Source organism: Curtobacterium pusillum (assembly GCF_007673235.1).
Lineage (GTDB): Bacteria > Actinomycetota > Actinomycetes > Actinomycetales > Microbacteriaceae > Curtobacterium > Curtobacterium pusillum_C.
Map to the genome: position 1 here is coordinate 143,782 of NZ_VDZH01000003.1, position 24,548 is coordinate 168,329.

At 70.6% G+C, this 24,548-nt stretch carries 28 protein-coding genes, 1 tRNA gene and 1 riboswitch; of the genes, 20 read left to right on the forward strand and 9 right to left on the reverse strand.

Annotated elements, in window-relative coordinates:
• Positions 1 to 126: 126 nt before the first annotated feature.
• From FS532_RS09070 to pstB, 4 genes are all read left to right on the forward strand, one after another.
• Positions 127 to 1,236 (forward strand): phosphate ABC transporter substrate-binding protein PstS, encoded by a 1,110-nt coding sequence (locus FS532_RS09070; protein ID WP_144753006.1) that lies wholly within the window; start codon positions 127 to 129, stop codon positions 1,234 to 1,236.
• A gap of 143 nt (positions 1,237 to 1,379) precedes the next feature.
• On the forward strand, positions 1,380 to 2,327 hold the full coding sequence (pstC, locus tag FS532_RS09075) for a phosphate ABC transporter permease subunit PstC (protein WP_079237267.1): 948 nt from the start codon (positions 1,380 to 1,382) through the stop codon (positions 2,325 to 2,327).
• A gap of 13 nt (positions 2,328 to 2,340) precedes the next feature.
• On the forward strand, positions 2,341 to 3,426 hold the full coding sequence (gene pstA / locus FS532_RS09080) for a phosphate ABC transporter permease PstA (RefSeq protein ID WP_144753009.1): 1,086 nt from the start codon (positions 2,341 to 2,343) through the stop codon (positions 3,424 to 3,426).
• 46 nt (positions 3,427 to 3,472) lie between these two features.
• Entirely contained in the window at positions 3,473 to 4,252 is a 780-nt protein-coding gene (pstB, locus tag FS532_RS09085; RefSeq protein ID WP_144753013.1) for a phosphate ABC transporter ATP-binding protein PstB, read from the forward strand.
• A gap of 305 nt (positions 4,253 to 4,557) precedes the next feature.
• On the opposite strand, the gene FS532_RS09090 is transcribed toward pstB, so the two are convergent.
• From FS532_RS09090 to FS532_RS09100, 3 genes are all read right to left on the reverse strand, one after another.
• Positions 4,558 to 5,469, reverse strand: a complete 912-nt coding sequence (locus FS532_RS09090) for an anti-sigma factor (protein WP_144753016.1) — start codon at positions 5,467 to 5,469, stop codon at positions 4,558 to 4,560.
• Positions 5,466 to 6,065: an ECF RNA polymerase sigma factor SigK gene (gene sigK / locus FS532_RS09095; RefSeq protein WP_144753019.1), complete on the reverse strand. Its 600-nt coding sequence runs from the start codon at positions 6,063 to 6,065 to the stop codon at positions 5,466 to 5,468. Before sigK ends, FS532_RS09090 begins: the two co-directional genes overlap by 4 nt.
• Before the next feature lie 475 nt (positions 6,066 to 6,540).
• The gene (locus FS532_RS09100; protein WP_144753022.1) at positions 6,541 to 7,170 is read right to left on the reverse strand and encodes a DNA-directed RNA polymerase subunit beta; all 630 of its coding nucleotides are present in this window, start codon (positions 7,168 to 7,170) and stop codon (positions 6,541 to 6,543) included.
• A 126-nt stretch (positions 7,171 to 7,296) separates the two neighbouring features.
• Here FS532_RS09100 and FS532_RS09105 point away from each other — a divergent pair, with 126 nt between their 5' ends.
• The 4 genes from FS532_RS09105 (at position 7,297) to FS532_RS09120 (ending at position 8,949) form a co-directional block, all read left to right on the forward strand.
• Positions 7,297 to 7,458, forward strand: coding sequence for a DUF2207 domain-containing protein (locus FS532_RS09105; protein ID WP_144753026.1), 162 nt, complete (start codon positions 7,297 to 7,299; stop codon positions 7,456 to 7,458).
• A gap of 54 nt (positions 7,459 to 7,512) precedes the next feature.
• A tRNA-Lys gene (locus tag FS532_RS09110) sits at positions 7,513 to 7,585 on the forward strand.
• A 66-nt stretch (positions 7,586 to 7,651) separates the two neighbouring features.
• Positions 7,652 to 8,464 carry an SGNH/GDSL hydrolase family protein gene (locus FS532_RS09115; RefSeq protein ID WP_144753029.1) on the forward strand — a complete coding sequence of 271 codons (813 nt, stop codon included), beginning with the start codon at positions 7,652 to 7,654 and terminating at the stop codon, positions 8,462 to 8,464.
• A gap of 164 nt (positions 8,465 to 8,628) precedes the next feature.
• Entirely contained in the window at positions 8,629 to 8,949 is a 321-nt protein-coding gene (locus FS532_RS09120; protein WP_144753031.1) for a hypothetical protein, read from the forward strand.
• Between the two features lie 236 nt (positions 8,950 to 9,185).
• Here the strand turns inward: FS532_RS09120 and FS532_RS09125 are convergent, their stop codons facing one another.
• Both FS532_RS09125 and FS532_RS09130 read right to left on the reverse strand, forming a co-directional pair.
• Positions 9,186 to 10,118, reverse strand: a complete 933-nt coding sequence (locus FS532_RS09125) for an aldose 1-epimerase family protein (RefSeq protein WP_144753033.1) — start codon at positions 10,116 to 10,118, stop codon at positions 9,186 to 9,188.
• Positions 10,115 to 10,984: a DeoR/GlpR family DNA-binding transcription regulator gene (locus FS532_RS09130; protein ID WP_144753036.1), complete on the reverse strand. Its 870-nt coding sequence runs from the start codon at positions 10,982 to 10,984 to the stop codon at positions 10,115 to 10,117. The genes FS532_RS09125 and FS532_RS09130 overlap by 4 nt, the downstream gene beginning before the upstream one ends.
• A 64-nt stretch (positions 10,985 to 11,048) precedes the next feature.
• Between FS532_RS09130 and galT the strand changes: the two genes are divergently transcribed.
• Together galT and galK are read left to right on the forward strand one after the other, a co-directional pair.
• Positions 11,049 to 12,146, forward strand: a complete 1,098-nt coding sequence (gene galT / locus FS532_RS09135) for a galactose-1-phosphate uridylyltransferase (RefSeq protein WP_144753039.1) — start codon at positions 11,049 to 11,051, stop codon at positions 12,144 to 12,146.
• Positions 12,143 to 13,282, forward strand: coding sequence for a galactokinase (gene galK / locus FS532_RS09140; protein ID WP_144753042.1), 1,140 nt, complete (start codon positions 12,143 to 12,145; stop codon positions 13,280 to 13,282). The genes galT and galK overlap by 4 nt, the downstream gene beginning before the upstream one ends.
• 11 nt (positions 13,283 to 13,293) lie before the next feature.
• Here galK and FS532_RS09145 read toward each other — a convergent pair whose 3' ends face one another.
• From FS532_RS09145 to glyA, 4 genes are all read right to left on the reverse strand, one after another.
• Positions 13,294 to 13,776 carry a hypothetical protein gene (locus tag FS532_RS09145; protein ID WP_144753045.1) on the reverse strand — a complete coding sequence of 161 codons (483 nt, stop codon included), beginning with the start codon at positions 13,774 to 13,776 and terminating at the stop codon, positions 13,294 to 13,296.
• Positions 13,773 to 14,225: a hypothetical protein gene (locus tag FS532_RS09150; protein WP_144753048.1), complete on the reverse strand. Its 453-nt coding sequence runs from the start codon at positions 14,223 to 14,225 to the stop codon at positions 13,773 to 13,775. Before FS532_RS09150 ends, FS532_RS09145 begins: the two co-directional genes overlap by 4 nt.
• Positions 14,226 to 14,467: 242 nt before the next feature.
• Positions 14,468 to 15,379 carry a tetrahydrofolate dehydrogenase/cyclohydrolase catalytic domain-containing protein gene (locus tag FS532_RS09155; RefSeq protein ID WP_144754238.1) on the reverse strand — a complete coding sequence of 304 codons (912 nt, stop codon included), beginning with the start codon at positions 15,377 to 15,379 and terminating at the stop codon, positions 14,468 to 14,470.
• Positions 15,380 to 15,396: 17 nt separating this feature from the next.
• Positions 15,397 to 16,680 carry a serine hydroxymethyltransferase gene (gene glyA / locus FS532_RS09160; RefSeq protein WP_313957238.1) on the reverse strand — a complete coding sequence of 428 codons (1,284 nt, stop codon included), beginning with the start codon at positions 16,678 to 16,680 and terminating at the stop codon, positions 15,397 to 15,399.
• A 56-nt stretch (positions 16,681 to 16,736) separates the two neighbouring features.
• Positions 16,737 to 16,822: riboswitch (ZMP/ZTP riboswitch) on the reverse strand.
• A gap of 37 nt (positions 16,823 to 16,859) precedes the next feature.
• Between glyA and clpS the strand changes: the two genes are divergently transcribed.
• The 10 genes from clpS to FS532_RS09210 all read left to right on the forward strand — a co-directional run bounded on the left by clpS (position 16,860) and on the right by FS532_RS09210 (position 24,543).
• Entirely contained in the window at positions 16,860 to 17,159 is a 300-nt protein-coding gene (clpS, locus tag FS532_RS09165; RefSeq protein ID WP_144753051.1) for an ATP-dependent Clp protease adapter ClpS, read from the forward strand.
• Positions 17,156 to 17,626: a DUF2017 family protein gene (locus FS532_RS09170; protein WP_144753054.1), complete on the forward strand. Its 471-nt coding sequence runs from the start codon at positions 17,156 to 17,158 to the stop codon at positions 17,624 to 17,626. Before clpS ends, FS532_RS09170 begins: the two co-directional genes overlap by 4 nt.
• A gap of 109 nt (positions 17,627 to 17,735) precedes the next feature.
• Positions 17,736 to 18,161 carry a MarR family winged helix-turn-helix transcriptional regulator gene (locus FS532_RS09175; protein ID WP_144753057.1) on the forward strand — a complete coding sequence of 142 codons (426 nt, stop codon included), beginning with the start codon at positions 17,736 to 17,738 and terminating at the stop codon, positions 18,159 to 18,161.
• Between the two features lie 112 nt (positions 18,162 to 18,273).
• Positions 18,274 to 19,587 carry an MFS transporter gene (locus FS532_RS09180; RefSeq protein ID WP_260852658.1) on the forward strand — a complete coding sequence of 438 codons (1,314 nt, stop codon included), beginning with the start codon at positions 18,274 to 18,276 and terminating at the stop codon, positions 19,585 to 19,587.
• A 72-nt stretch (positions 19,588 to 19,659) separates the two neighbouring features.
• The gene (gene purU / locus FS532_RS09185; protein WP_144753063.1) at positions 19,660 to 20,538 is read left to right on the forward strand and encodes a formyltetrahydrofolate deformylase; all 879 of its coding nucleotides are present in this window, start codon (positions 19,660 to 19,662) and stop codon (positions 20,536 to 20,538) included.
• Positions 20,539 to 20,546: 8 nt separating this feature from the next.
• On the forward strand, positions 20,547 to 20,945 hold the full coding sequence (locus FS532_RS09190) for a YrdB family protein (protein WP_144753066.1): 399 nt from the start codon (positions 20,547 to 20,549) through the stop codon (positions 20,943 to 20,945).
• Positions 20,942 to 22,123, forward strand: a complete 1,182-nt coding sequence (nagA, locus tag FS532_RS09195) for an N-acetylglucosamine-6-phosphate deacetylase (protein ID WP_144753069.1) — start codon at positions 20,942 to 20,944, stop codon at positions 22,121 to 22,123. Before FS532_RS09190 ends, nagA begins: the two co-directional genes overlap by 4 nt.
• Positions 22,124 to 22,176: 53 nt before the next feature.
• Positions 22,177 to 22,395, forward strand: a complete 219-nt coding sequence (locus FS532_RS09200) for a hypothetical protein (protein ID WP_144753072.1) — start codon at positions 22,177 to 22,179, stop codon at positions 22,393 to 22,395.
• Entirely contained in the window at positions 22,392 to 23,300 is a 909-nt protein-coding gene (locus FS532_RS09205; protein ID WP_144753075.1) for an alpha/beta hydrolase family protein, read from the forward strand. Before FS532_RS09200 ends, FS532_RS09205 begins: the two co-directional genes overlap by 4 nt.
• 55 nt (positions 23,301 to 23,355) lie before the next feature.
• A complete protein-coding gene (locus FS532_RS09210) occupies positions 23,356 to 24,543 on the forward strand; it encodes a MalY/PatB family protein (protein ID WP_144753078.1) in 1,188 nt (395 codons plus the stop codon).
• Positions 24,544 to 24,548: the final 5 nt, after the last annotated feature.

Sequence of the window (24,548 nt, forward strand, 5' to 3'; positions counted from 1 at the left end):
TCACCTCCCGTTCACCGATGAGCGTGATCCCCGTCACTTCGCGTCCCTACAGTCGCTCCCGGGTCGGCACCGACCCACGGGACCAGCAGCGGTCCCACCTGCACTGACATTCCCGAAGGGACCCCTGTGAACATCAAGCGAATCGGCACGGTCGCGGCAATCGCGATCGCCGGCGCAGTCGTGCTCTCCTCGTGCGCGGCGAACGAGGACGCGGGCAGCACCGCGACCTCCTCCTCCAGCTCGGGCACCGACTACTCGAAGCTCTCCGGCACGCTCACCGGTTCGGGTTCGTCCGCCCAGCAGACCGCCGAGGCCACCTGGGCCGCCGGCTTCCAGAACGTCGCCTCCGGCGTGACGGTCAACTACTCGCCCGACGGTTCGGGCGCCGGCCGCAAGAACTTCATCTCGGGTGCCGCGGACTTCGCCGGCTCCGACGCAGCGCTGTCGGACGAGGAGCTCTCGGGCACCTTCGGCCTGTGCGCCGCGGACTCCAAGGCCATCGACATCCCGGTCTACATCTCCCCGATCGCGATCGCCTACAAGGTCGACGGCGTCAAGGACCTCACGCTCGACGCGAAGACCATCGCGGGCATCTTCTCCGGCAAGATCACCAAGTGGAACGACTCGCAGATCGCCGACCTGAACAAGGACGCGACCCTGCCGGACTCGAACATCACGGTCGTGCACCGCTCGGACGACTCGGGCACCACGCAGAACTTCTCGGAGTACGTCTCGGCGAACGCCAAGGACGTCTGGACCGAGGCCCCCAGCCAGACCTTCCCGTACCAGGTCGGCGACAGCGCCAAGGGCACCTCGGGCGTGGCCTCGGCCATGGCCAGCGCCTCGAACGCGATCACCTACATCGACGACTCCGGCGCCGGTGACCTCGACAAGGCGAAGCTCATGGTCGGCGACAAGGCCACCGAGATCTCCGCCGAGGGCGCTGCCAAGGTCGTCGCGGACTCCGAGACGGTCTCCGGCCGTGAGGACAACGACCTCGCGATCGACATCAACCGCGAGGACACCGCCGACGGCGCATGGCCGCTCGTGCTCGTCTCCTACGCCATCGCGTGCCAGGAGTACAAGGACGCCGACAAGGGTGAGCTCGTGAAGGGCTACCTCGACTACGTCGTCTCGAAGGACGCGCAGGACGCCGCCGCGAAGGAGGCCAAGTCGGCCGCCCTCTCGACCGACCTCGCCGAGAAGGCCGCGAAGGCCGTCGCCTCCATCAAGTAAGGCACCCTGAGCGCCCGGACGCCGGTCCCACCCAATCGACCGGCGTCCGGGCCCTCGCCCGTCCTGCAGGCACGCACCTGCAGGACACGTGACGCACCACCCCCACCCGACGCCTCCCCCGGCGTTCCTCCGACAGGAGTCCCATGACGACCGCACCGGCCCAGCCAGTGGCCCCCGTCGCCCCCAAGCCGAAGCCCGTCGTCCGGATCGGCGACCGGGTCTTCTCCGCCGCCTCCGTCATCGCCGGCGGGCTCATCCTCTTCGTGCTCGTGCTCGTCGCGGCCTTCCTGGTCTGGCAGAGCATCCCGGCGTTCAGCGCGAAGGTCGGTGACCTGCCGAACCAGGCCGCGAACTTCTGGGACTACGTCGGCCCCCTCGTCTTCGGCACCGTCTGGTCCGCGCTCATCGCGCTCGTGATCGCCGTGCCGCTGTCGCTCGGCATCGCGCTCTTCATCTCGCACTACGCGCCGCGGCGGATCGCCCCGCTCCTCGGCTACGTCATCGACCTGCTGGCAGCGGTGCCGTCGGTCGTCTACGGCCTCTGGGGCATCGTCGTGCTGGCACCGTTCGTGAAGCCGTTCTACGTCTTCCTCAACACCTACCTCGGTTGGTTCCCGCTGTTCTCCGGACAGGTCTCCGGCACGGGCCGCACGATCCTGACCGCGTCGATCGTCCTCGCCGTGATGGCGATCCCGATCATGACCGCGGTCATGCGCGAGATCTTCCTGCAGGCGCCACGCCTCAACGAGGAAGCCGCCCTGGCCCTCGGCGCGACCCGCTGGGAGATGATCCGGCTGTCGGTCCTGCCGTTCGCGAAGTCCGGCATCGTGTCGGCGATCATGCTCGGCCTCGGTCGCGCGCTCGGCGAGACGATGGCGATCGCGCTGGTGCTGTCGGTGTCGACGAACGTCACCTTCCAGATGCTCACCTCGCTGAACCCCTCGACGATCGCGGCGAACATCGCCCTGCAGTTCGCCGAGGCGTCCGGCACCGCCCTGAACGCGCTGATCGCGTCGGGTCTGATCCTCTTCGTCATCACCCTGGTCATCAACATGCTCGCGCGGTACATCGTCCGCAAGCGAGTGAGCTGAGAGGTACGACCCGATGTCCCTCGCCCTCCGTCAGTCCGGCGTCGCCGGCAACGTCTACGCCAACGGCAAGCTGCACAAGTCCGTGCCGTGGCTGCTCCTCGTCGGCTCCTGGGTCGCGCTGATCCTGGTCTTCGCCCTGCTCAACGCCGGCGGCGCGGTCAAGGACTTCAACGTCGTCGCCGCGCTCTTCCTCGGCACGGTCCTGTTCGACGTCCTCATCGTCGTGATCTCCCGCATCGTCGAGGGTGGCCGCAAGGCCGTCGACCGCCTCATCACCTCCCTGGTGATCACCGCGTTCGTCATCGCCGTCCTACCGCTCGTCTCGCTGCTGTACACGGTCCTCGCCGACGGCCTGGCCCGCTTCGACGCCGAGTTCTTCTCGTACTCGATGCGCGGGGTCATCTCCGAGGGCGGTGGCGCACTGCACGCCCTGATCGGCACGCTCGAGATCACGCTGTTCGCGGCGCTCATCTCGGTGCCGATCGGGCTGCTGACGTCCATCTACCTCGTCGAGTACGGCAAGGGCGCGCTCGCGAAGGGCATCACGTTCTTCGTGGACGTCATGACGGGCATCCCGTCGATCGTCGCCGGTCTCTTCGCCTACTCGCTGTTCGCGCTGTTCCTCGGCCCGGGTGCCCGCTTCGGTCTCGTCGGCTCGGTCGCGCTGAGCGTCCTGATGATCCCGATCGTCGTCCGCTCCACCGAGGAGGTCCTGAAGATCGTCCCGATGGAGCTCCGCGAGGCCTCGTACGCCCTCGGCGTGCCGAAGTACCTCACCATCCTCAAGGTCGTCCTGCCGACGAGCCTCGCCGGCATCACCACCGGCGTGATGCTCTCCATCGCCCGCGTCATCGGCGAGACCGCACCGCTGCTCGTCACGGCCGGGTTCACCGCGAGCATGAACTACGACCTGTTCAAGAACCCGATGATGACGCTGCCGGTGTTCGCGTACACGCAGTACTCGCAGCAGGGCGCCAACCCGGTGCCCTTCGTCGACCGGGCCTGGACCGCGGCACTGTTGCTCATCCTCATCGTGATGCTGCTCAACCTGCTCGCCCGGTTCATCACCCGCCTCTTCGCCCCCAAGCTCAGCCGCTAGCGCCGCCACCCGCGACCAGCGTCACCACCCACCCCGAAGGAACACAGTGTCCAAGCGCATCGAGGTCGACGGCCTCAACGTCTACTACTCGAAGTTCAAGGCGGTCGAGGGCGTCGACATGACGATCGAGCCCCGCACCGTCACCGCGTTCATCGGCCCATCCGGCTGCGGCAAGTCGACCTTCCTCCGCACGCTGAACCGCATGCACGAGGTCATCCCCGGCGCCTACGTCGAGGGCTCGGTCAAGATCGACGGCGACGACCTGTACGGCGCCGGCGTCGACCCGGTCATCGTCCGCCGCCAGGTCGGCATGGTCTTCCAGCGGCCGAACCCGTTCCCGACGATGTCCATCAAGGACAACGTGCTGGCCGGTGTGAAGCTCAACAACAAGCGCGTGTCCCGCTCCGAGGCCGACGACATCGTCGAGCGCTCCCTGCAGGGTGCGAACCTCTGGAACGAGGTCAAGGACCGCCTCGACAAGCCCGGCATGGGCCTGTCCGGTGGCCAGCAGCAGCGTCTCTGCATCGCCCGTGCGATCGCGGTGCAGCCGGACGTGCTGCTGATGGACGAGCCCTGCTCGGCCCTCGACCCGATCTCGACCCTCGCCATCGAGGACCTCATCGAGGAGCTCAAGAAGGAGTTCACGATCGTGATCGTGACCCACAACATGCAGCAGGCCTCGCGGGTGAGTGACAAGACGGCGTTCTTCAACATCGCGGGCACCGGTGCTCCGGGCAAGCTCATCGAGTACGACGACACGGCGACGATGTTCTCGAACCCGTCGGTGCAGGCCACCGAGGACTACGTCTCGGGCCGCTTCGGGTGATCGACGCACGCTCCGTCCGCTGACCCGGAACGACAAGACCGACGTCGTACGACGTCGGTCGTGTCGTTTCGCCCGTGGTGCCGATCCGCGCGAAGGAGGCAGAACCGCGCGTAGGAAGCCGAATCGCTCGTAGGTGGCCGGAAGAACCTGCCTCCTACGCGCAATTCGGCTTCCTATGGCGCCCGCGATGGGAAGGATCGCCCACGCACGACCGCCGCACGACCGCCCACCCACGCAGAACCGCCCCCGCACGACGAACCCCCGCCCGCGGACCGTGCCACGCGAGCGGGGAGACGTGAACCGCGTCAGGCGGTGGGGACCGCCATGATCGGCGTCGTCGTCGGCTGCTCCGAACCGCCCTCGGGCTCCACGGTCATGCCGATCGTCACACCGTGCGACCGCGTGCCCGTGAGCACCGCCGAGTGCACGCCGTCCGCGACACCGTCCATCAGGCCTGCCGAGCTGATCTTGCCGCCCGTGCCCTCCGAGCCGATGTACCAGAGTTCGTACGTCTTGCCCTTCGGTGCTGCTGCGACACCGTCGAGGATCACGGCGGACTTGCCGAGCGAGTTCGACCACACGACGGTGGCCGTCCCGCCACCGGAGACCTTCGCGGTGCTCCGCTTGAAGTCCGACGCAGCGTAGATCCGGTCGAGTCCACTGCTCGCCTGCGTCGTGCCCGGACCCGGCTGGTTCGAGGGCGTGAACGCCGTGCCCACGCCGAGCCCGACACCGAGGAACACCACGGCGACCGCGGCTGCGGTGGACAGGACGGCTGCCGGACGCTGGAACCACCGACGCTGGGCGGCGGCAGTGGCGCTGCCACCTGCACGGGTGCGGCGCGTGGCGGGGGCGAACCGTGCCTCCTGGCCGGCATCACCGTCGGCGTCCGGAACGGAAGCCGAAGGAACGGAAGCCGAAGGAACGGAAGCAGCAGGAACGGAAGCAGCAGGAGCGGAACCCGAAGCAGCCAGCGGCGCCGCCTGCGGCGTCGACGCGATCTGCGCCATGAGCGACGCCTTCATCGAAGCAGGAGGCTCGATCGGGTCCACCGCGTAGGCCAGCTGCAGAGCGGTCTCCCGCAGCGAGTCCGCCTCGGCCCGGAGCTCGGGAGAGTCGGAGAAGGTGGCCTCGAGCAGCTCGCGCTCGTCGTCCGACAGGGCATCGAGAGCGTAGGACCCGGTGAGCAGGGCAGGGTCGTCGTGACGCTCGGTCATGACGTCACCCCCATCTCGTCGCGGAGTCTGATCATCCCGTCACGCAGACGGGTCTTGACGGTGCCGATCGGGACACCGAGGTGTGCGGCCATCTCGCTGTGCGAGTAGCCGCCGTAGTAGGCGAGCTGCACGGCCTGTCGCTGGAACTCGGTGAGTTTCGCGAGGGCGCGGCTGACACGTTCGTGTTCGATCCGGATCTCGACGGACTCGGAGACGTCGTCGACGCCCGCCTCGAAGTCGCGGATGCCGATCTTCGTGTCCCGGTCGTGCGAGGACTGCGATGCCCGCACCCGGTCGACCGCTCGGCGGTGGGCCATGGTGAGGACCCAGCTGGAAGCGGTCCCGCGCTGCCGGTCGAACCGTGCGGCCTGTTGCCAGACCTCGAGGAAGACCTCTTGTGCGACCTCTTCCGACTGCGCTCGATCCCGCAGGAGGCGCGTCACGAGGCCGAGCACCCGGCCGGACAGGACGTCGTACAGATCGGAGAAGGCCGCCTGGTCGCCGGTCGCCACCCGGGCGAGGAGGTCATCAGGCGACGCCGGAGCGGGCTCGGTCGAGCTCCAGGCCTCGGTGTCGCGTTCCACGATGGCAAGCATTGCAGGTTTCCCTCCTCTCGGTTGCGTTGTGGCCTGACGCACAGGTTCGGTTCACCCGTGTCGGAGCAGGACGAGGGCCCGCGTGACCCGCAGGGAATTGACCGCCAGGGAGCGGACCGGGTCGCGCGGGACCCTCGCTTCGTGACGAGCGGTTCGCCCGTCACGGTGATGATTCGGCACCCTCGCCCCGTCGGATTGGAGCGGTTCTCATCCCTGTTCGGGTCACACGCCCGGGACCTGGTCTGTCCACCGAGAGTGAACACGGTCGTGCGCACGGCAGACGTCTCGTAGACTCGGTGTCGCCGGGCCGCAGCAAGCCCCGGGCTCCAAAATTCGCCGCTTCGAGCGGCCTCGCGCCGAGAGGCGCTTCTGCGGCCCGGTTTTTCTGTGCCCGGTTTCGGCCTGTTCGGCCTGTCGTGTGTTCGGCCTGTCGTGTCGGCCTGGAGGCACGGTGCGGGTCCGCCCCGCCGGTCGCTCAGTCCAGGCTGTCGCGACGCCACAGCGCCGCCGCTTCGGTCAGGTCGGCCGCCAGTTCCGTCAGGCGCAGGGCACGCGTCGTCAGCTCAGCGGCGCGGTCGTCCGCCGTGAGGTCGGACTCGTCCGCCACCGCCGTCGCGCCGGCCGCGGTCAGCCGGCAGAACGCCGCTCCGCGATCGAGCGCCACCGCCAGGTCGCCCGTGTACAGGCCGTGCAGGATGCGATCCGCGAGGGTGAGGATCTCCGCCGGCCCCGTCGGCTGCTCGGCACCCGCGACGGCCTCGTCGATCGTGCCGATGCGCTCCGTGCCGCGCTCGAAGAAGTACGCGATCTCCTCCGGGTTCTGCCGGATCACGACCCGGACGAGGTAGATCCGCCACAGGGCACCCGGCAGCGTGTGCGCCCCCACGCGGGCCCACAGCTCTGCGATCGCGTCGATGCCGTGCACGTCCGTGTAGGTCACCAGGCGCTCGACGACCGCCGGGTCCGGGTCCTCGCGCACACGGTGCAGCAGGGCGTTCGCGGTCTCGTGCGCGACACGGTTCACGAGCGCGGGGTCCTCGCCGCCCTGGATCGCGGCGAACTCCTGGTCGGTGAAGTGGACTGGACGGTGGTGATCGCGAGGCACCGCGACAGTGTAGGCGCGTCCGATGACACTCCCGTCCCCCGTTCGCCGAGAACGCAACCGGCTCGGAACGGGTACCGTGCTCCGCCAGGGAGGCACCCCTCCCGGACGTGAAGAAGAGGACACTCCATGAACGCCCTGCTCATCATCCTGGCCGTGATCGCGGTCATCCTGCTGTTCGTCGGTGGTTTCACCGCGAGCCTGAAGTTCCTGCTGTGGGTCGGGATCGTGCTGCTCGTCATCGCGGTGATCGTGTGGCTGCTGCGGACCCTGACGGGTCGTCGCAGCTGACCTCGTCCCGTACCGGACGTACTGGAGGCCCTCACCCGCTAGCCTTGCGGGTGAGGGCCTCTAGCTCAGTTGGTAGAGCACCGGACTTTTAATCCGAGGGTCGTGGGTTCGAGCCCCACGGGGCCCACCTCACCCCGCTCGCGTCGCGCACTCACTGACAGGCCACTCCGATGTACTGCCGTACAATCCAGGCGTGGCTCGACGAACCGACGGCGGACGGCCCGACGTTCCTCGGTCCTTCCCCACCAGACGCTTCCGCAACCGACGCACCCTCCCCATGGTGGCGCTCGGTGCGATGGCCGTCGGCACCGCCGGTCTCCTCGTGATGCTGCCCGCCGTGTCGAACGCCTGCCAGGTGGCACCGGACACCGCCCTGGTCCCCGCCGATCGCGTGCGGGACGCAATCGCTCCGGGATCGGACGTCCTCATCGTCGGCGACTCGTACACGAAGGGCAGCGGGTCGACCCGGAGCGAACACGGTTGGGCGCAGGACATCGTCACGGACCTCGGCTGGGACGCCACCGTCGACGGCCTCGGCGGCACCGGGTACGTCAACACCGGCACCTACGGCTCGTCCCGCGTGACGTTCTCCGCGCGGATCGCGGCGCATCGCGACCTCGACCCCGAGCTCGTGCTCGTGCAGGGCAGCCAGAACGACTGGCTCGTCGGCACCGACCAGCTCCGGACGACCGTCGAGTCGACGCTGCGCGAAGCCGAGCGCCAGTGGCCGGATGCCGTCATCGTCGCCATCGGCCCGTCGGCCCCGCAGCCGCGCGCCGAGGCCACCGGGGGGATCTCCTCGGCGGTCGCAGCCGGGGCGAAGGCCGCGGGCGTGACCTACATCGACCCGCTCGAGCGGCAGTGGTTCACGACCATGAACAGCCCGGGGTTCGCGGCGTCGGACGGTCAGCACCTCAACGACGTCGGGTACCAGTACCTGGCGGACAAGGTCGCGGACGCCCTGGATGACCTCGCCGCGCCGTCCGACGAACCACAGTGCCTCTGAGCGTCTGATCGGGGTACAAGCCCTCCACAGCGGACTCATGACGATTCCAGTCCACAGTTCAGTCCGCGTTCAGCAGACTGTTGGCCTGACGCCGATAGTGTCGTTCCCGGATCCGATCGACGGATCCCGCAGAACCGCATCACCAGGAACGAACGGGGTACACCGTGATCGAGCCAATCGAAGCCACGCAGACCAGCAGCACCGGGGACGCGCGCCGCATCGTCGAGCTCGCAGCAGCGACCAACACGACGATGAGCAACGAGCTCCTGCTCGACACGCTCCGCCGCAACGCGCAGGTCACGACCCGGCACATCCGCAAGGACTTCGTCGAGGTCGCGACCGGCACCGCGGTGCTCGGGTACGTGTGCCGCCAGCGCAAGGACTTCATCGCCCTCCGCGGGGACGACCCGGCATGGGCGCAGGAGGTCGGCCGCTACGCCAGCGAGTCCCTCGCGGTCGAGGCGCTGCGCATGCGCCGCGCCTGACGACACGGACGACCACGAAGGCCCTGCTGGACACACCGGCGGGGCCTTCTGCATGCTGGCCCTTCGGCAGGCCGAGCCGGTGCCACGCGAGGCCGCGTCCCGCACGGCGTCACTCTCGAGATCGCACGACGCGCCGTCGGTCATCCTTTGAGGTCGCACGTTCGGCCGCTTCGGGGCGAGCCGAACGGCAGATCGCGCGACTTCGACGCGCGACGTGGGCGCTCGGCGCTCTGTCGTCAGGACCAGACGCGGCGGATGCCCCAGGTACCCGTCCAGGACTCGTCGGGCTCGAGCCAGCGCAGGCCCTCGCCCGAGTTGAGGGCGTTCGCCGGCGCGGTCATCGGTTCGACCGCCACGGCCAGCCCGGTGCCGTCGCCACGGGGGAACTCGCGGGAGGTGAAGACCTGCACGTACGGGAACGACGAGTCCTGCCAGAGTTCGACACCGTCGCCCTCCGGACCGTGCATCGTCGTCCGCCGGATCCCTTCAGCATCCGGGGTGATGTCCGTGTAGGCGGTGTCGAGGTCCGAGTCTCCAGCACGTCGGCCGGCGCGGAGATCGAAGGGCGTCCCCGACACCGGTACCGAGCCGTTCGGCACCTTCCGCTCGTCGACGGTGAAGGCGGTCCCGGCGTCGAGCGTCACGACGAGGTCCTCGGCGGGGGTGTCGCCGGCACGCAGGTACGGGTGCGCACCGATCGCGAACGGGGCACGGACGCCGGAGCGGTTCACGACCTCGTGCGTGATGCGGATGCCGTCGTCGACGAGTTCGTGGTGCACGCGGGTCTCGAGGGTGAACGGCCACCCGTGCTGCGGGTGGATCGTGGCCTCCTGCAGCACCGACGACTCCGTCTGGGACACCACCCGGTACGGCGAGAAGCGGAGCAGCCCGTGCGAGGCGTTGCCGTACTTCGGCTCGGAGACGTCGAGCTGCTGGCGCTTGCCGTCCAGTTCCCAGACCCCGCCGGCGACGCGGTTCGGCCACGGTGCGAGGACGATGCCGTTCGCCCCGGGCGGCTGCTCCGACACGGGGAACGGCTCGGTGAGGTCGAAGCCGGCGACACGGAGCTCCCGGATGCCGGCGGCGACCTCGGTGACGACCGCCTCGACGACCCCGTCGGGTCCGGCGTGGCGGAGGTGGTACTGGCCCCCGGTGGGTGCTGCGGTCATGCGGTCTCGTTCCTTCCGTTCGGTGCCGGGTCGACCCCGGCGGTGTCGTCGCTGCCGTCCGCGACGATGACCTCGACCCCGGCCGCCCGGATCGGGGCGACGGCGTCGGACGTGGTCTCGGCGGTGACGACGACGTCGATGTCCTCGAGCGCGCGGACGACCCCGATGTGGGCCCGGCCGAACTTCGACCCGTCCGCGACGACGACGGTACGCCGGGCCGCGGCCGCGAGCATGCGCTTCGCCTCGGTCTCGGGGAGGTTCACGTTCGTCAGGCCGTGCGCGACGTCGAGTCCGGTCCCGCTCAGGAAGACGACGTCGGCGGCGAGCATCGGCAGCAGCGTGTTGTTGAACGGCGCGACGAGGGAGTGCTGGAGCGGTCGCAGAGTCCCGCCGGTGACCACGACGGTGAAGCGCGGCACCGCTGCCTCGAGCGCGAGGGCGGTCGTCAACGAGTTCGTGACCACGGTGACGTCGACCAGGTCCTCTCGGGCGACCAGCGCCGACGCCACGGCCGCGGGGGTCGTGCCGACGTCGAGCAGGACGCACTGCCCGGAACGCACGAGTGCGGCGGCTGCACGGCCGATCGCGGCCTTCGCGACCTGGTGCTCGACGGCGGTCTCCTCGAACGGACGCTCGCCGGAACCGGCCCCGAGGCGGACGGCACCGCCGTGCACCCGCCTGAGCCGCGCCTCCAGGTCGAGGGAGGCGAGGTCCTGCCGGACGGTCACCTCGCTGGTTCCGAGGGCCGCTGCCAGGGCCGCCGTGCGGACCATGCCGGGCGCGCCCTCGACGATCGAGACGATGCGGTCCTGGCGCAGCGGCGCGGGGAGCGCGCCGGCGAGGAAGGAGAGGTCGTCGTCCGTCACTGAACCAGTTTCACGTACTTACGGACACTTTCGCAATGCTTCGGATGAGCGCTAGTGTGGAGCGGTGATCACCAAGCGCGTGACGAAGCTCGCGGACGGACGCGACCTCATCTACTTCGACGACGCTGACTCGACGCTGCCCGCCGAGCGCAGCATCGACCAGCGTGTGCTCGACCCGCGGCCGGAGACGGCCCGCATGCGGCAGGACGTCCTGACGGGCGAATGGGTCTCCATCGCCGCGAGCCGGCAGAACCGGGTGTTCCTGCCGCCGGCCGACCAGGACCCGCTCGCGCCGCAGACCGCCGAGAACCCCTCCGAGATCCCGAGCCGGTACGACGTCGCCGTGTTCGAGAACCGCTCGCCGTCGTTCGGGCCCCTGCTCGAGGCCGAGGACGCCCCGGCGTCGCTCGAGTCGCTGTCCGACGTGGGCCTGAACCGCGAGTTCCGCTCCGTCGGCCGGTGTGAGGTCGTGTGCTTCTCCCCCGAGACCTCCGGCTCGTTCGCGTCGATCTCCGAGTCGCGGGCCCGCACCGTGGTCGAGGCCTGGGCGGACCGCACCGCCGCGCTCTCCGCGATGCCCGGCATCCAGCAGGTGTTCCCGTTCGAGAACCGGGGCGAGGCGATCGGCGTCACGCTGCACCACCCGCACGGGCAGATCTACTCGTACCCGTACGTCACGCCGCGCACCCAGCGACTGCTCGCGAGCATCGACCGCTTCGGGCCGGACCTGTTCGAGCAGCACCTCGCGAACGAACGCGCGTCGGAGCGGGTCGTCCTCGCCGGCGAGCACTTCACCGCCTTCGTGCCGTTCGCCGCACGGTGGCCCATCGAGATCCACATGCTGCCGCACCGGCACGTGCCGGACTTCGCAGGCCTCACCGACGCCGAGAAGGACGAGCTCGCGCACATGCACCTGCGGCTCACCCGCGGCATCGACGAGCTCTACGGCGACCCGACGCCGTACATCGCCGCGTGGCACCAGGCACCGGTGCACACCGGCCGCGACACCGTGCGGCTCATGCTGCAGATCACGTCGCCGCGTCGTGCGGCGGACAAGTTGAAGTTCCTGGCCGGCAGCGAAGCCGCCATGGGCGCCTGGATCGGGGACCTCGTGCCCGAGAAGGCGGCCGAGTTCATCCGAGGAGGGATCGAGCGCGCATGACGTTCCAGCAGGTCTACGGGTACGAGCCCGCCGTGCGGTACTCCGCGCCCGGTCGCGTCAACCTGATCGGCGAGCACACCGACTACAACGACGGGTACGTGCTGCCCTTCGCCATCGACCGCCGCACCACGGCGTCGATCGCCCCGCGCGAGGACCGGGTGCTCCGTGTCGCTTCGGCCTTCGACACCGACAACCCGCCCGTGTCGCTCTCGCTCGACGAGCTGGCGCCCGACCGGATGGACGGCTGGTCCGCCTACGTCCTCGGCATCGCGTGGGCACTCCGCGAGCACGCCGGGGCGGACCTGTCCGACAAGACCGGCTTCGACGTGTTCATCGAGTCCGACGTGCCCGTCGGCGCCGGACTGTCCTCCAGCGCCGCGATCGAGTGCGGCGTCGCGCTCGCGTTCAACGACCTGTGGGACCTCGGGCTCAGCCGGAAGGCCCTCGCCCGTGTCGGCCAGTACTCCGAGAACCACGCCGTCGGCGCTCCCACCGGGATCATGGACCAGTCCGCATCGCTCCTCGGCGAGCAGGACGCGGTCGTGTTCCTCGACTGCCGCACGCTCGACACCGCCGTCGTCGACCTCGCGCTCGAGGCGAACGGTCTCGAGGTCCTCGTCGTGGACACCCGCGTCGAGCACGCCCACGCGACCGGCGGGTACAAGGCCCGGCGCGACTCGTGCGAGCGGGGCGCTGCGGCGATGGGCGTCGAGGCGTTGCGCGACCTGTCGGTCGACGACCTGCCCCGCGCGCAGGAGCTCCTCGACGACGAGACCTTCCGTCGTGTCCGCCACGTCGTGACCGAGGACCAGCGCGTCCTCGACACCGTCCGCACCCTGCGCGAGCACGGGCCGCGGGCCATCGGGTCGCTGCTCGTCGCCTCGCACGAGTCGATGCGCGACGACTTCGAGATCTCCGTGCCGGAGCTCGACCTCGCGGTCGCCACCGCGATGGAGCACGGTGCGGTGGGTGCACGGATGACCGGTGGCGGGTTCGGTGGTGCAGCGATCGCGCTGGTCGACCGGGAGGCACGTGGCGCGATCGCGGACGCCGTCACCGCCGCCTTCGCCGCGGCCGGGTACCGCGAGCCGAACGTCTTCACCGTGCACGCCGCGCAGGGCGCCCGACGCGACTGAGGCCCTGCGCGTCAGCGGGTCATGTGGCCCGTGGTGACGGTGACGCCGCCGCCCGGGAAGCCGTGCGGGTGCAGGACCTGGTGGTCGATCTGCGCCATCACGACGTGGCCCTGCCACACGGTGTAGACGAGCACGCCGACCACGACGACGACCGGGACGGCCAGGTACGCGGAGTACCGGACGATGTCACCGAGGGTCCGCTGGCCGTACCGTTCGAGCGTCGGAGGCAGGAACACCCCGACGACGACCACGACGAGCAGCACCACGAGCATCACGGGTGCCAGGTGCCCCTCGACCTGCACGGTCGGCGGTGCGCTCGTCACCGGGTTGCCGGCGTTGTCGATCCAGTGACCGTCTGCATCGACCCCGCCGTAGTCGGCCGACGCGCTCCACGTGGTGAACGTCGGGGCGAGCACGATCGCGACGATGCCGATGAGCGCGAGGCCCCAGGCGCGCGGCCGGAGCTTCCGGCCGGTCGGCGCCATCACGCTCACGGCGCGTCCCCGAGCCGCTCGATCGACCACGAGACGTCGCCGATCGTGATCGGGTGCAGGTTGCCGTGCGCCACGGCCCAGAACACCCACAGCCACTGCACGAAGTACACGATCCACACCAGGACGGTCACGCCGATGACCCCGGCGAGACCGAGCGCGAGCACCCGGTCCTGGTCCCACCGCGCAGCACCGCGACGTGCGACCCCGACGACGAAGCCAGCTACTGCGAAACCGATCGTCAGGAGCACCCACCCGATCCACGGCCGCGCCTCGAACTGCACGAAGCCGAGCTGGCGGACGTCGGTGCTGCCGGGCAGCGGCGGGGCGGCGGACCAGTTCTGCGCGAGGACCTGCAGGAACAGGCACAACAGCGTGATCCAGACGAGCTTTCGGGCGTCCCTCGTGAAGAGCGACTCCCGTGCCGTGGGCTCCGCGGCGGTCGTGGTCATGCTCGAACCGTAGCGCGGCGTCGACCGCAGCAGAAGCGCCCGTCCGAGGGGCGGCCCCGAACCGGCCACGTGCGCGGCCGGACCGACGGGGCGGGGCCGAGCCGTGCCTCCAGGCCGCGTCGAGTGAGCAGAAATCGTCGGGTCCTGCAACGGAACCCGACGATTTCTGCTCACTCGAACGGTTGCGGCACGCACGCACGCCGCACGCGCACGCCGCACGCGCACGCGCACGCGCACGCGCGCTACTTCAGGTGGCGCTCCGCGGCCTCGACCACGTTCTTCATCAGCATCGCGCGGGTCATCGGGCCGACGCCGCCGGGCGTCGGCGACAGGAAGCCCGCGACCGATGCCACGGCGGGGTCGACGTCGCCCCGCAGGCGAGCCTTGCCGGTCTCCTCGGACACCACCCGACTGATGCCGACGTCGATGACCGCGGCGCCGGGCTTCACCCAGTCCGGCTGCACGAGTCCGGCGACACCGGCCGCGGCGACGATGATGTCCGCTCGGCGGCACTCGGCTGCGACGTCCTCGGTCAGGGAGTGGGTGAGGGTCGCCGTCGCCTCGAGCCGGGTGAGGAGCAGACCGAGCGGGCGCCCGACCGTCAGGCCCTGGCCGATGATCGTGACGTGCTGGCCCCGGATCGGGACGCCGTACGCCTCGAGCATCGCGACGATGCCGCGCGGCGTGCACGGCAGGGGTGCGTCGATCGTGCCTGCACCACCGGGGACGGCGAGCACGAGCTCACCGAGGTTGGTCGGGTGCAGGCCGTCGGCGTCCTTCGCCGGGTTCATCAGCTCGAGCATCGGGATCGGGTCGATCCCCTGCGGCAGCGGGAGCTGCACGATGAACGCTGTGACCCGGGGATCGTCGTTCATCTGCAGGATCGCGGCCCGGATGTCCGCTGCACTCGCGGACGACGGCAGGTCGATGCGGACCGAGTCGAGCCCGATCTGCGCGGAGTCACGGTGCTTGCCCGCGACGTAGGACACCGACCCGGCGTTCTCGCCGACCATGATCGTGCCGAGCCCCGGGCGGAACCCGTGGTCGTGCAGGCGGTCGATGCGGACCTTGAGGTCGTCGAGCGTGCGGGCGGCGAGGGCGGTGCCGTCGATGCGGACGGCAGAGCCCTCACCTGCCCAGAGCGCCCGCGGCAGGTCAGCCACGGCGCCGCTCACGCGTACAGCGGGAACGCGTCGGTCAGGGCCTTCACCCGTGCCGAGAGCGCGTCGGTGTCCGGGTTCGGCATGAGCGTCAGCGCGATGATGTCGGCGACCTCGGTGAACTCGGCGTCCCCGAAGCCGCGCGTCGCGAGCGCCGGGGTACCGATGCGGACACCCGAGGTGACCATCGGCGGGCGCGGGTCGAACGGCACGCTGTTGCGGTTCACGGTGATGCCGACCTCGTGCAGCAGGTCTTCGGCCTGCTTGCCGTCGACCTCGGACTCGCGGAGGTCGACGAGCACCAGGTGCACGTCGGTGCCGCCGGTGAGCACGTCGATACCGGCCGCGCGCGCATCGGGCTGCGTGAGGCGCTCCGCGAGGATGCGGGCGCCGCGGAGCGTGCGCTCCTGCCGGTCCTTGAACTCCGGGGTCGCGGCGAGCAGGAACGCGGTGGCCTTGGCGGCGATCACGTGCATGAGTGGGCCGCCCTGCTGCCCCGGGAACACGGCCGAGTTGAGCTTCTTGAAGAGCGACTCGTCGTTGGACAGGATGATGCCGGAGCGCGGACCGGCGAGGGTCTTGTGCACCGTCGACGACACGACGTGGGCGTGCGGGAGGGGCGACGGGTGCAGGCCGGCGGCGACGAGACCGGCGAAGTGCGCCATGTCCACCCAGAGCGTCGCACCGACCTCGTCGGCGATCTCACGGAACTTCGCGAAGTCGAGCTGGCGGGGGTAGGCGGACCAGCCGGCGATGAGGACCTTGGGCTGGTGTTCGATGGCCTTCGCGCGGATGTCGTCGTAGTCGACCTCGAAGGTCTCCGGGTCGACGCCGTACGCGACGGCGTTGTAGATGCGGCCCGAGAAGTTGAGCTTCATGCCGTGGGTCAGGTGACCACCGTGGGCGAGCTCGAGGCCGAGGATGGTGTCGCCGGCCGAGGCGATCGCGTGTAGGACGGCGGCGTTCGCGCTGGCGCCGGAGTGCGGCTGCACATTGGCGTAGGAAGCACCGAAGAGCGCCTTCGCACGGTCGATGGCGAGCTGCTCGGCGACGTCGACGTACTCGCAACCGCCGTAGTAGCGCTTGCCCGGGTAGCCCTCGGCGTACTTGTTGGTGAGCACGGAGCCCTGCGACTCGAGGACGGCCCGCGGCACGAAGTTCTCGGATGCGATCATCTCGAGGGTGTCGCGCTGGCGGCCGAGCTCCTGCTCGAGGACGCGTGCGATCTCGGGGTCGACCTCGCTCAGCGGGGCGTTGAAGGCGGTGTTGGTGGCTGCGGGGGGCAGATCGGTGATGGACACGGGACTCCTCGTTGTCGTTCCGCCGCGCGTGCGCGACGAGGTGGACGGTGGGGCGCGGCCCAGGCGTACGGCCGCGCACCGTGTCAGGTGTCGCTTCCCGATGGTGACCCATCCAACGCCAGTCGCGACCTGACGATCGTACCGAGCGAGCCGGTTCGTGTCACCCTGGGTGCATGACCCTGCTGACGCCCGACGTCGACGAGCGCACCGACGCCCGCACGAGCGTGCGCCCGGACTCCCCGTGGGTCGCCGTCGTGTGGGACGACCCGGTGAACCTGATGTCGTACGTGACCTACGTCTTCCAGCAGTACTTCGGGTTCCCACGGGCGAAGGCCGAGCGGTTGATGCGGCAGGTGAACGACGAGGGCCGGGCCGTCGTGGCGACCGGCCCACGCGAGGCGATGGAGGCCCACGTCGAGGCGATGCACGGCTACGGCCTGCAGGCGTCGGTGGACAAGGCCCCCACCCCGTGATCCCGTTCGTCCGCCGGGCTGACGGCGTGCACCTCGGCATGTCCTCCGGCGAGCGCTCCGTCCTCACGTCGCTGACGGAGCAGCTGCAGCAGGTGCTCGGCGGGGACCTGTCGTCGGACCCGGTCGCGGCGCGGATGTTCCCGGACGCCTACCCGGACGACGTCGACGCGAGTGCGGAGTTCCGACGCTGGACCGAGGCGGACCTGGTCGCGCAGAAGACGACGAACGCCTCGACGGTGCACGCGTGGTCGACCGGAGCGCGCGAGGGCGCGTTCGAGCCGGCGGACGAGCAGGCCTGGCTGCGCTGCCTGACGGATCTGCGGCTGACGATCGCGGACCGGCTCGGGATCGTCGACTCCGCCTCGGAGGAGCAGTCGTACACGGCCGACGCGGGCGTCGGCCTGCGGGACGTCTACGACTGGCTCGGGTACGTGCAGGAGCACCTGGTCGAGACGCTGACGCGCTGACGCGCTGACGGACCGTCGGACTGGAGGCACGGCTCGCCTCCGTTCCGTCGGCCACGATTATCGACAGGTTGCCTTGCAAGTTCACCTGCCGAAGTAGTACCGTGGCGGTATGGAATCACGCGCGTCGGACGAACTCGCCGGTGAGCTGCTCACGCTCTACGGCAAGATCCGACGCACGACCCTCGTCGGCAAGGTCGACGACGTCACCGCCTCGCAGTCGGCAGCGCTCGGCCGCCTGATCCGCGACGGCGCGACGACGACCGCCGAGCTCGCCCGCGCCGAGGGCGTCCGCCCGCAGTCGATGGGGGCGACCGTGCAGTCCCTCGTCGATCTCGGCCTGGCGACCCGCGACCCCGATCCCGAGGACGGCCGCCGCACCATCGTCAGCGCGACCGACGCCGGCCGCGCCGCCCGCGAGGACTCGCACCGCTCCCGCACCCGCCTGCTCGCCGAACGGCTGGCAGCACTCGACCCCGACGACCGCGCCACCGTCGCGCGCTCGATCGCCGTCCTCGGCCCCGTCGTCGAACCCTGAAGGACTGACCGCCACGTCCACCGCAACCGCCTCCACACCCGTCACCCCCGCGACCGACCCGAAGGGCAGCGGCTTCGGTCCGAAGCTCCTCGTCCCCGTCCTCGTCGGGCCGCTGCTCAACCCGATCAACACCACGATGGTGTCGGTCGCCCTCGCCCCGATCTCCCGTGACCTCGGGATCGGTTCCGCGCAGGCGATCTGGCTCGTCGCCGCGCTCTACCTGGCCAGTGCGATCGCGCAGCCGACGATGGGGAAGCTCGCCGACCGGTTCGGGCCGAAGAAGGTGTTCCTGACGGGCCTCGTCATCGTCGGCGTCGCCGGCGTCGTGCCCGAGGTCCTGACCGGCTTCGGCGGCGCGGTGTTCGCCCGCGTGCTCATCGGCATCGGGACGTCAGCGGCGTACCCCGCGGCGCTCACCACGCTGCGCCAGCACTCCACCCGGATCGGGAAGCCGACCCCGTCGCTCGTGCTCGGTGCGCTGTCGATCACGTCGCTCGTGTCCGCCGCTGCCGGTCCGCCGCTCGGTGGCGCGCTCATCGCGGCCTTCGGCTGGCACGCGATCTTCCTCGTCAACGTGCCCCTCGCCGTGTTCGGCATCATCGTGTCGGCGCTCTGGCTGCCGTCCGACCGGCTCCGCCCGCGGAGCGACGAGGACCTGCCCGTCCTCACGGCGCTCGACCCGTTCGGCATGCTCCTCATGACCGGGTTCGTCTCGGCGCTGCTGGTGTTCCTGCTCGACGTCTCGGCCGGCCTCTGGTGGCTGCTGGGCGTCGCGATCGTCCTGCTCGTGGCGCTCGTGCTGTGGGAGCTGCGCGCGGTGAAGCCCTTCGTGGACGTCCGGCTGCTCGTCCGCAACGGCGCACTGTCGCGCACCTACGTCCGGCTGTTCCTGACGTACCTGATGGCCTACACGATGACGTACGGTTTCTCGCAGTGGGTGCAGGACGTCGCCGGTTACCCGAGCGACGTCGCCGGGTACATGCAGCTCCCCGCAGCGGTCGTGGCCGGGGTGGCGTCGTTCCTCGTTGCGCGGAAGACCGCCGTGCGCGGGCCGCTGATCGTGGCCGCGGTCGTGCCGATCGTGGGCGGCGCACTCCTGCTGTTCCTCGGCGTCGGGTCGCCCTGGTGGCTGCTCGTGCTCGCGCCGGCACTGTTCGGCGTCCCGCAGGCCCTTGCGTCCGTGTCGAACCAGGCCGCCCTGTACCGGGTCGTGCCGGCGGAGTACATCGGCACGGCCGCCGGCCTCTCCCGCACGAGCGTCTACATCGGCGCGATCGCGGCGTCCTCGCTCATCGGCGGGGTGTTCGGCCAGGCCCCGACCACGCCGGACCTGCACGTGCTCGCGTGGGTGATCGTCGGCGTCGCGGTGCTCGTCAGCGTCCTGACGATCGCCGACCGCGCACTTGCCAAGCCGCTCCCCCGCTGACGCGACCCGATCGGCGGGGCCGCACCGTGCCTCCAGGCCGGGCGGAGCCCCCGATCCCGGTACCCTGATCCGGTGACCGACCCGACCGCCGCGAGCACCGCGAGCCCCACGCACTGGACCCTCACCCTGGTCTGCGACGACCAGCCCGGGATCGTGCACGCCGTCTCTGGAGCGGTCGTCGCGGCGAACGGCAACATCACCGAGTCGCAGCAGTTCTCGAGCGTCGACACGAACACGTTCTTCATGCGGCTGCAGGTCATGGCGCCGGTCGACCGCGCCACGTTCGAGGCAGCACTCGCCCCCGTCGCCGAGCGCTACGACGCCCGCGTCCAGCTCGACGTCGTCGGCCGGCCGATGCGCACGCTCGTCCTCGTGTCGAAGGCGGGCCACTGCCTCAACGACCTGCTCTACCGGCAGCGCGGCGGGCAGCTGCCGATCGAGGTCCCCCTCGTGCTGTCGAACCACGGGGACCTCGCCGAGCTGGCGTCGTTCTACTCCGTGCCGTTCGAGCACCGGCCGGTGACGGACGCCGCGAGCAAGACGGAGATGGAGCGACGGATCCTGCAGGCCGTCGAGGAGCACGACATCGAACTCGTCGTCCTCGCGCGCTACATGCAGATCCTGTCGCCGGAGCTGTGCGCGGCGCTCGAGGGCCGTGCGGTGAACATCCACCACTCGTTCCTCCCGGGATTCAAGGGCGCGAACCCCTACCGACAGGCGCACGCCCGCGGTGTGAAGCTCATCGGTGCGACGGCGCACTTCGTGACGAGCGACCTCGACGAGGGCCCGATCATCGAGCAGAACGTCGTGCGGGTCGACCACACGAAGGACCCCACCGAGCTCGTGTCGATCGGGCAGGACGAGGAGTCCCGCACCCTCACCCAGGCGGTGCGCTGGATCGCGGAGGACCGAGTCCTGCTCGACGGCGCCCGCACGATCATCTTCAAGTAGGTCCACGCATGTCAGCACCGCAGTCCCCCGTCGACTGGGGAGACACCCCGGACCCGCACGCGATCCGTCGCCGCCGGGTCGATGCCTGGGGTGTGCTCCGCATCGTGGTCTGCGCCTTCGGGCTGCTCTCACTGGCGACGTGGGGCTACTTCGCGTGGCCGTTCCCGATGCCCGCGATCCTGTTCATGATCGGTGCGCCCGTGTTCGCGGCCGTGGTCTGGTACTTCTTCCGCTCGTCGGCGTCGCCGATCGAGACGGACGTGGTCGGCAAGACGATCGTCGAGGTGGCGCTGATCGTCGCCGCTGGCGGCTGCTGGATCTCGATCGGGTACCCGGTGGTCGGGTTGGTCTTCATCGTGGTCGCCGCCCTGTCGGGCGTGGTGCAGTTCCGGAAGGAGACGCGATGAGCGTCGGTGCGTCGGTTCCGTCGGTCGGCCTGGAGGCGCGGCGCACCCTGGTCCGGTCGGCCCACGTCGTCGACGCGGCCGGCTCCACCGCGGACGGCTGGGTCCTCGTCGTCGGTGACACGATCCACGCAGTCGGGGCTGGTCCCGAGGCGCCTGCGGCGACCTCGGTCGACGAGGTCGTCGACCTCGGCGACGCCGTCCTGACCCCCGGCTTCATCGACCTGCACGGGCACGGCGGTGCGGGCGCCGCGTACGAGGACGAGTCCTTCGCGGACGCCCTCGCGGTGCACCGGGCGCACGGCACGACCCGCTCGGTGCTGTCCCTCGTCGCGAACCCGGTCCCGACGCTCACGTCGTCGCTCGACCGGGTGCGTGCCGTGATGGCGGACGACCCGCTCGTGCTCGGCGTCCACCTCGAGGGGCCGTTCCTCTCTCCGCACAACAAGGGCGCGCACAACGAGTCGTTCCTGATCGACCCGTCGCCGTCCGCCGTCTCCGCGCTGCTGGAGGCCGGCGACGGCGTCATCCGCCAGGTCACCATCGCCCCGGAACTCCCCGGCGCCCTGTCCGCGACGGAGCAGTTCGTCGCGGCCGACGTGGCCGTCGCCGTGGGCCACACGGTCGGCACGTACGACCAGGCGCGTGCCGCGTTCGACGCCGGTGCGACCCTGCTCACGCACGCGTTCAACGCCATGCCGGGCATCCACCACCGCGCCCCGGGGCCGATCGCCGCCGCCGTGGCCGACGACCGCGTGACGCTCGAACTCATCCTCGACGGTGTGCACGTGCACCCGTCCGTGGCATCGATGCTGCTCCGTGCAGCTCCGGGCCGCGTCGCCCTCATCACCGACGCCATGGGCGCTGCCGGCGCCGCCGACGGTTCCTACACGCTCGGGTCCCTCGCCGTGACCGTGACGGACGGCGTCGCGCACGTCGCCGGGACGGACACGATCGCCGGCTCGACGCTGACGCAGGACGTCGCGCTGCGGAACGCGGTCACGCGCGCGGGACTGCCGTTGCCCGAGGCCGTGGCGGCGTTGACGAGCGTGCCGGCTGCGGCGCTGGGGCTCGGCGACCGGCTGGGGCGGATCGCGCCGGGGTTCGCGGCGGACCTCGTGGCGCTGTCGCCGTCGCTCGAGGTGCAGCGTGTCTGGGGTGCCGGGCGACAGCTCGGCTGATCGGCGTGGACGAAGCCCAGCGGGACCGGCGACGACGACGGTTGGTGATCGGGATGACCGTGCTCACCATCACGCTGTGGACCGTCGCCATCGTCCTCGCGACGACCGTCCTGGTGCTCATCGGGCGACTCCCCGGCGAGGATCCGGAGCGGACGGCGCGGGGAAACGTCATCGCGACGGGCGCCTTCCTCTCGTTCGCCATCCCGGCGACCGCAGCGACGATCGGTCTCGTCGTGGTGCGCCGTGCGCGGGCTCAGGGCCGCGACTCGTGACCGCACGGCTGCCGGGTGCGGCGTCGAGGGTCGACCCGGCCCGGGCACGCGTCCTCGAGCTCCTCGGGTTGCCGTCCCTCGACTCGCTCCGTCCGACCGCGGTCCGCGTCGAACCCCTCGGAAGCGACGAGGCCGTGGAGTCGTCGCGTGTCGAGCTCGACACCGCAGACGGTGACACCGTCCCGTGTCTGCTCCTCACGCCGCACGGTCGCCATCGTGCCGACGTGATCGCCGTCCACCAGCACGCGGGCGACTTCGTCACCGGCAAGAGCGAACCCGCCGGACGAGCGGGAGACCCGACTCTCGCCTACGGTGCGACGCTCGCGGCCGCCGGGGCCCGCGTGATCATGCCCGACCTGCTCGGGTTCGAGGACCGCCGACGTGCGTGGGCCGACGACCCGGCTGCCGACGAACGACTCGACGCGCTGTTCCGCGTCGCGAACGGGAGCAGCCTCCAGGCGAAGCACACGTCCGACATCGCCACGGTGACCTCCTGGATGACCGAGACGAACCCGACCGGGGCCGGACCCGGCATCATCGGGCACTCCCTCGGCGGGCAGGTCGCACTGTTCGCGCTCGCCGTCGACTCCCGGTTGTCGTCGGGCGTCGTGAGCTGCGGGCTCGGCACGCTGGCGTCGTTCGAGGCCGCTCGCATCCGTCACAACCCTGCGTGGTTCGTCCCGGGCCTCGCCGCGGCCGGTGACGTCGCCCTGATCGCCGCCGCGGTCGACCGACCGCTCCTCGTGGCCTCGGGGACGGACGACGCGTTGTTCCCGCTCGACGGCGTGCACCACGTCCTCGATGCCTTCCGTCCGGACGTCGTGACGGCCGAGCTGTTCCCCGGCGGGCACACGATGCCACCGCACGTCACCGCGGCGGCCGTCCGGCGCCTCGTGCCCGCCTGAACGACCGACGCGAGAACACACTGCGTTCGAGTGGCGACACTGCGAGGATGGCCCCATGAGCGTCATGGTCTCCCTGTTCGATGCGAACCGCACCCGCACCAGCGAGAAGTACACGGCCTACCCGCCGGAGGTGCTGCCGATGTTCGTCGCCGAGATGGACAGCATGCTCGCCGAGCCCGTGCGGGAGGCCCTCGTGGCCGCGGTCACCAACGGCGACACCGGGTACGTCGGGCACGGCCGTGCTCTGCCCGAGGCCTTCGCGGACTTCGCGGAGGCCCGGTGGGGCTGGCGTGTCGACCCCGACCTCGTCCGTACCACCACGGACGTCTCGGTCGCGGCGGTGGAGACGCTCCGCCGAGTGATCGAGCCGGGCGACCAGGTCGTCATCATGCCGCCCGTGTACCCGCCGTTCTGGGAGTACGTCGCGGAGGCCGGTGGCTCCGCGACGGAGGTGCCCCTCGTCACGCCGGACGGCCCCGCCGACCCGTTCGACACGACGGCCGGCTGGCGGATGGACCTCGACGGGATCGCCCGCGCCTTCGCGGACGGCGCCCGCACGGTCCTGCTCTGCAACCCGCACAACCCCCTCGGCCTGGTGCACTCCCGGGACGACCTCGCCGCGCTCGCCCGCCTCGCCGCGGAGTGGGGCGCCGTGGTGGTCTCCGACGAGATCCACGCCCCGCTCGTGCACGCCGACACGACGTTCACGCCCTTCCTCGACTCGTGCCCCGAGGCCGCCGCTCTCGGCGTGGCGCTGACGAGCGCGAGCAAGGCGTGGAACCTCGCCGGGACGAAGTGCGCGCTGATGGTCGGGGCCTCGGACCGAGCGCGGGCGTGGTTCGACGGGATGCCCACCGAGGTCGTCGAGCGCACCGGGATCCTCGGCTACACCGCGAGCGTGGCGGCGTTCAGCGAGGGTGGCCCGTGGCTCGCGTCGCTGCTCACCGAACTCGCGGCGAACCGGCGCACCCTCGCCGAACGACTCGGCGACGTGCTGCCCGGCACCGGGTACCGGCAGCCGCAGGCGTCGTACCTCGCGTGGCTCGACCTGCGGGCGCTCCCGTGGGGCGACGACCCCGCAGCCCTGCTCGTCGACGAGGCGAAGGTCGCGCTCGGCAGCGGACCGGACTTCGGGCGCCAGGGGGTCGGCTTCGCCCGGCTGAACTTCGGGTGCTCGGCGGAGACCCTCGACGAAGGACTCAGCCGCCTGCACACCGCGTGGTCACGGCGGGCAGACGGCTGATCGGT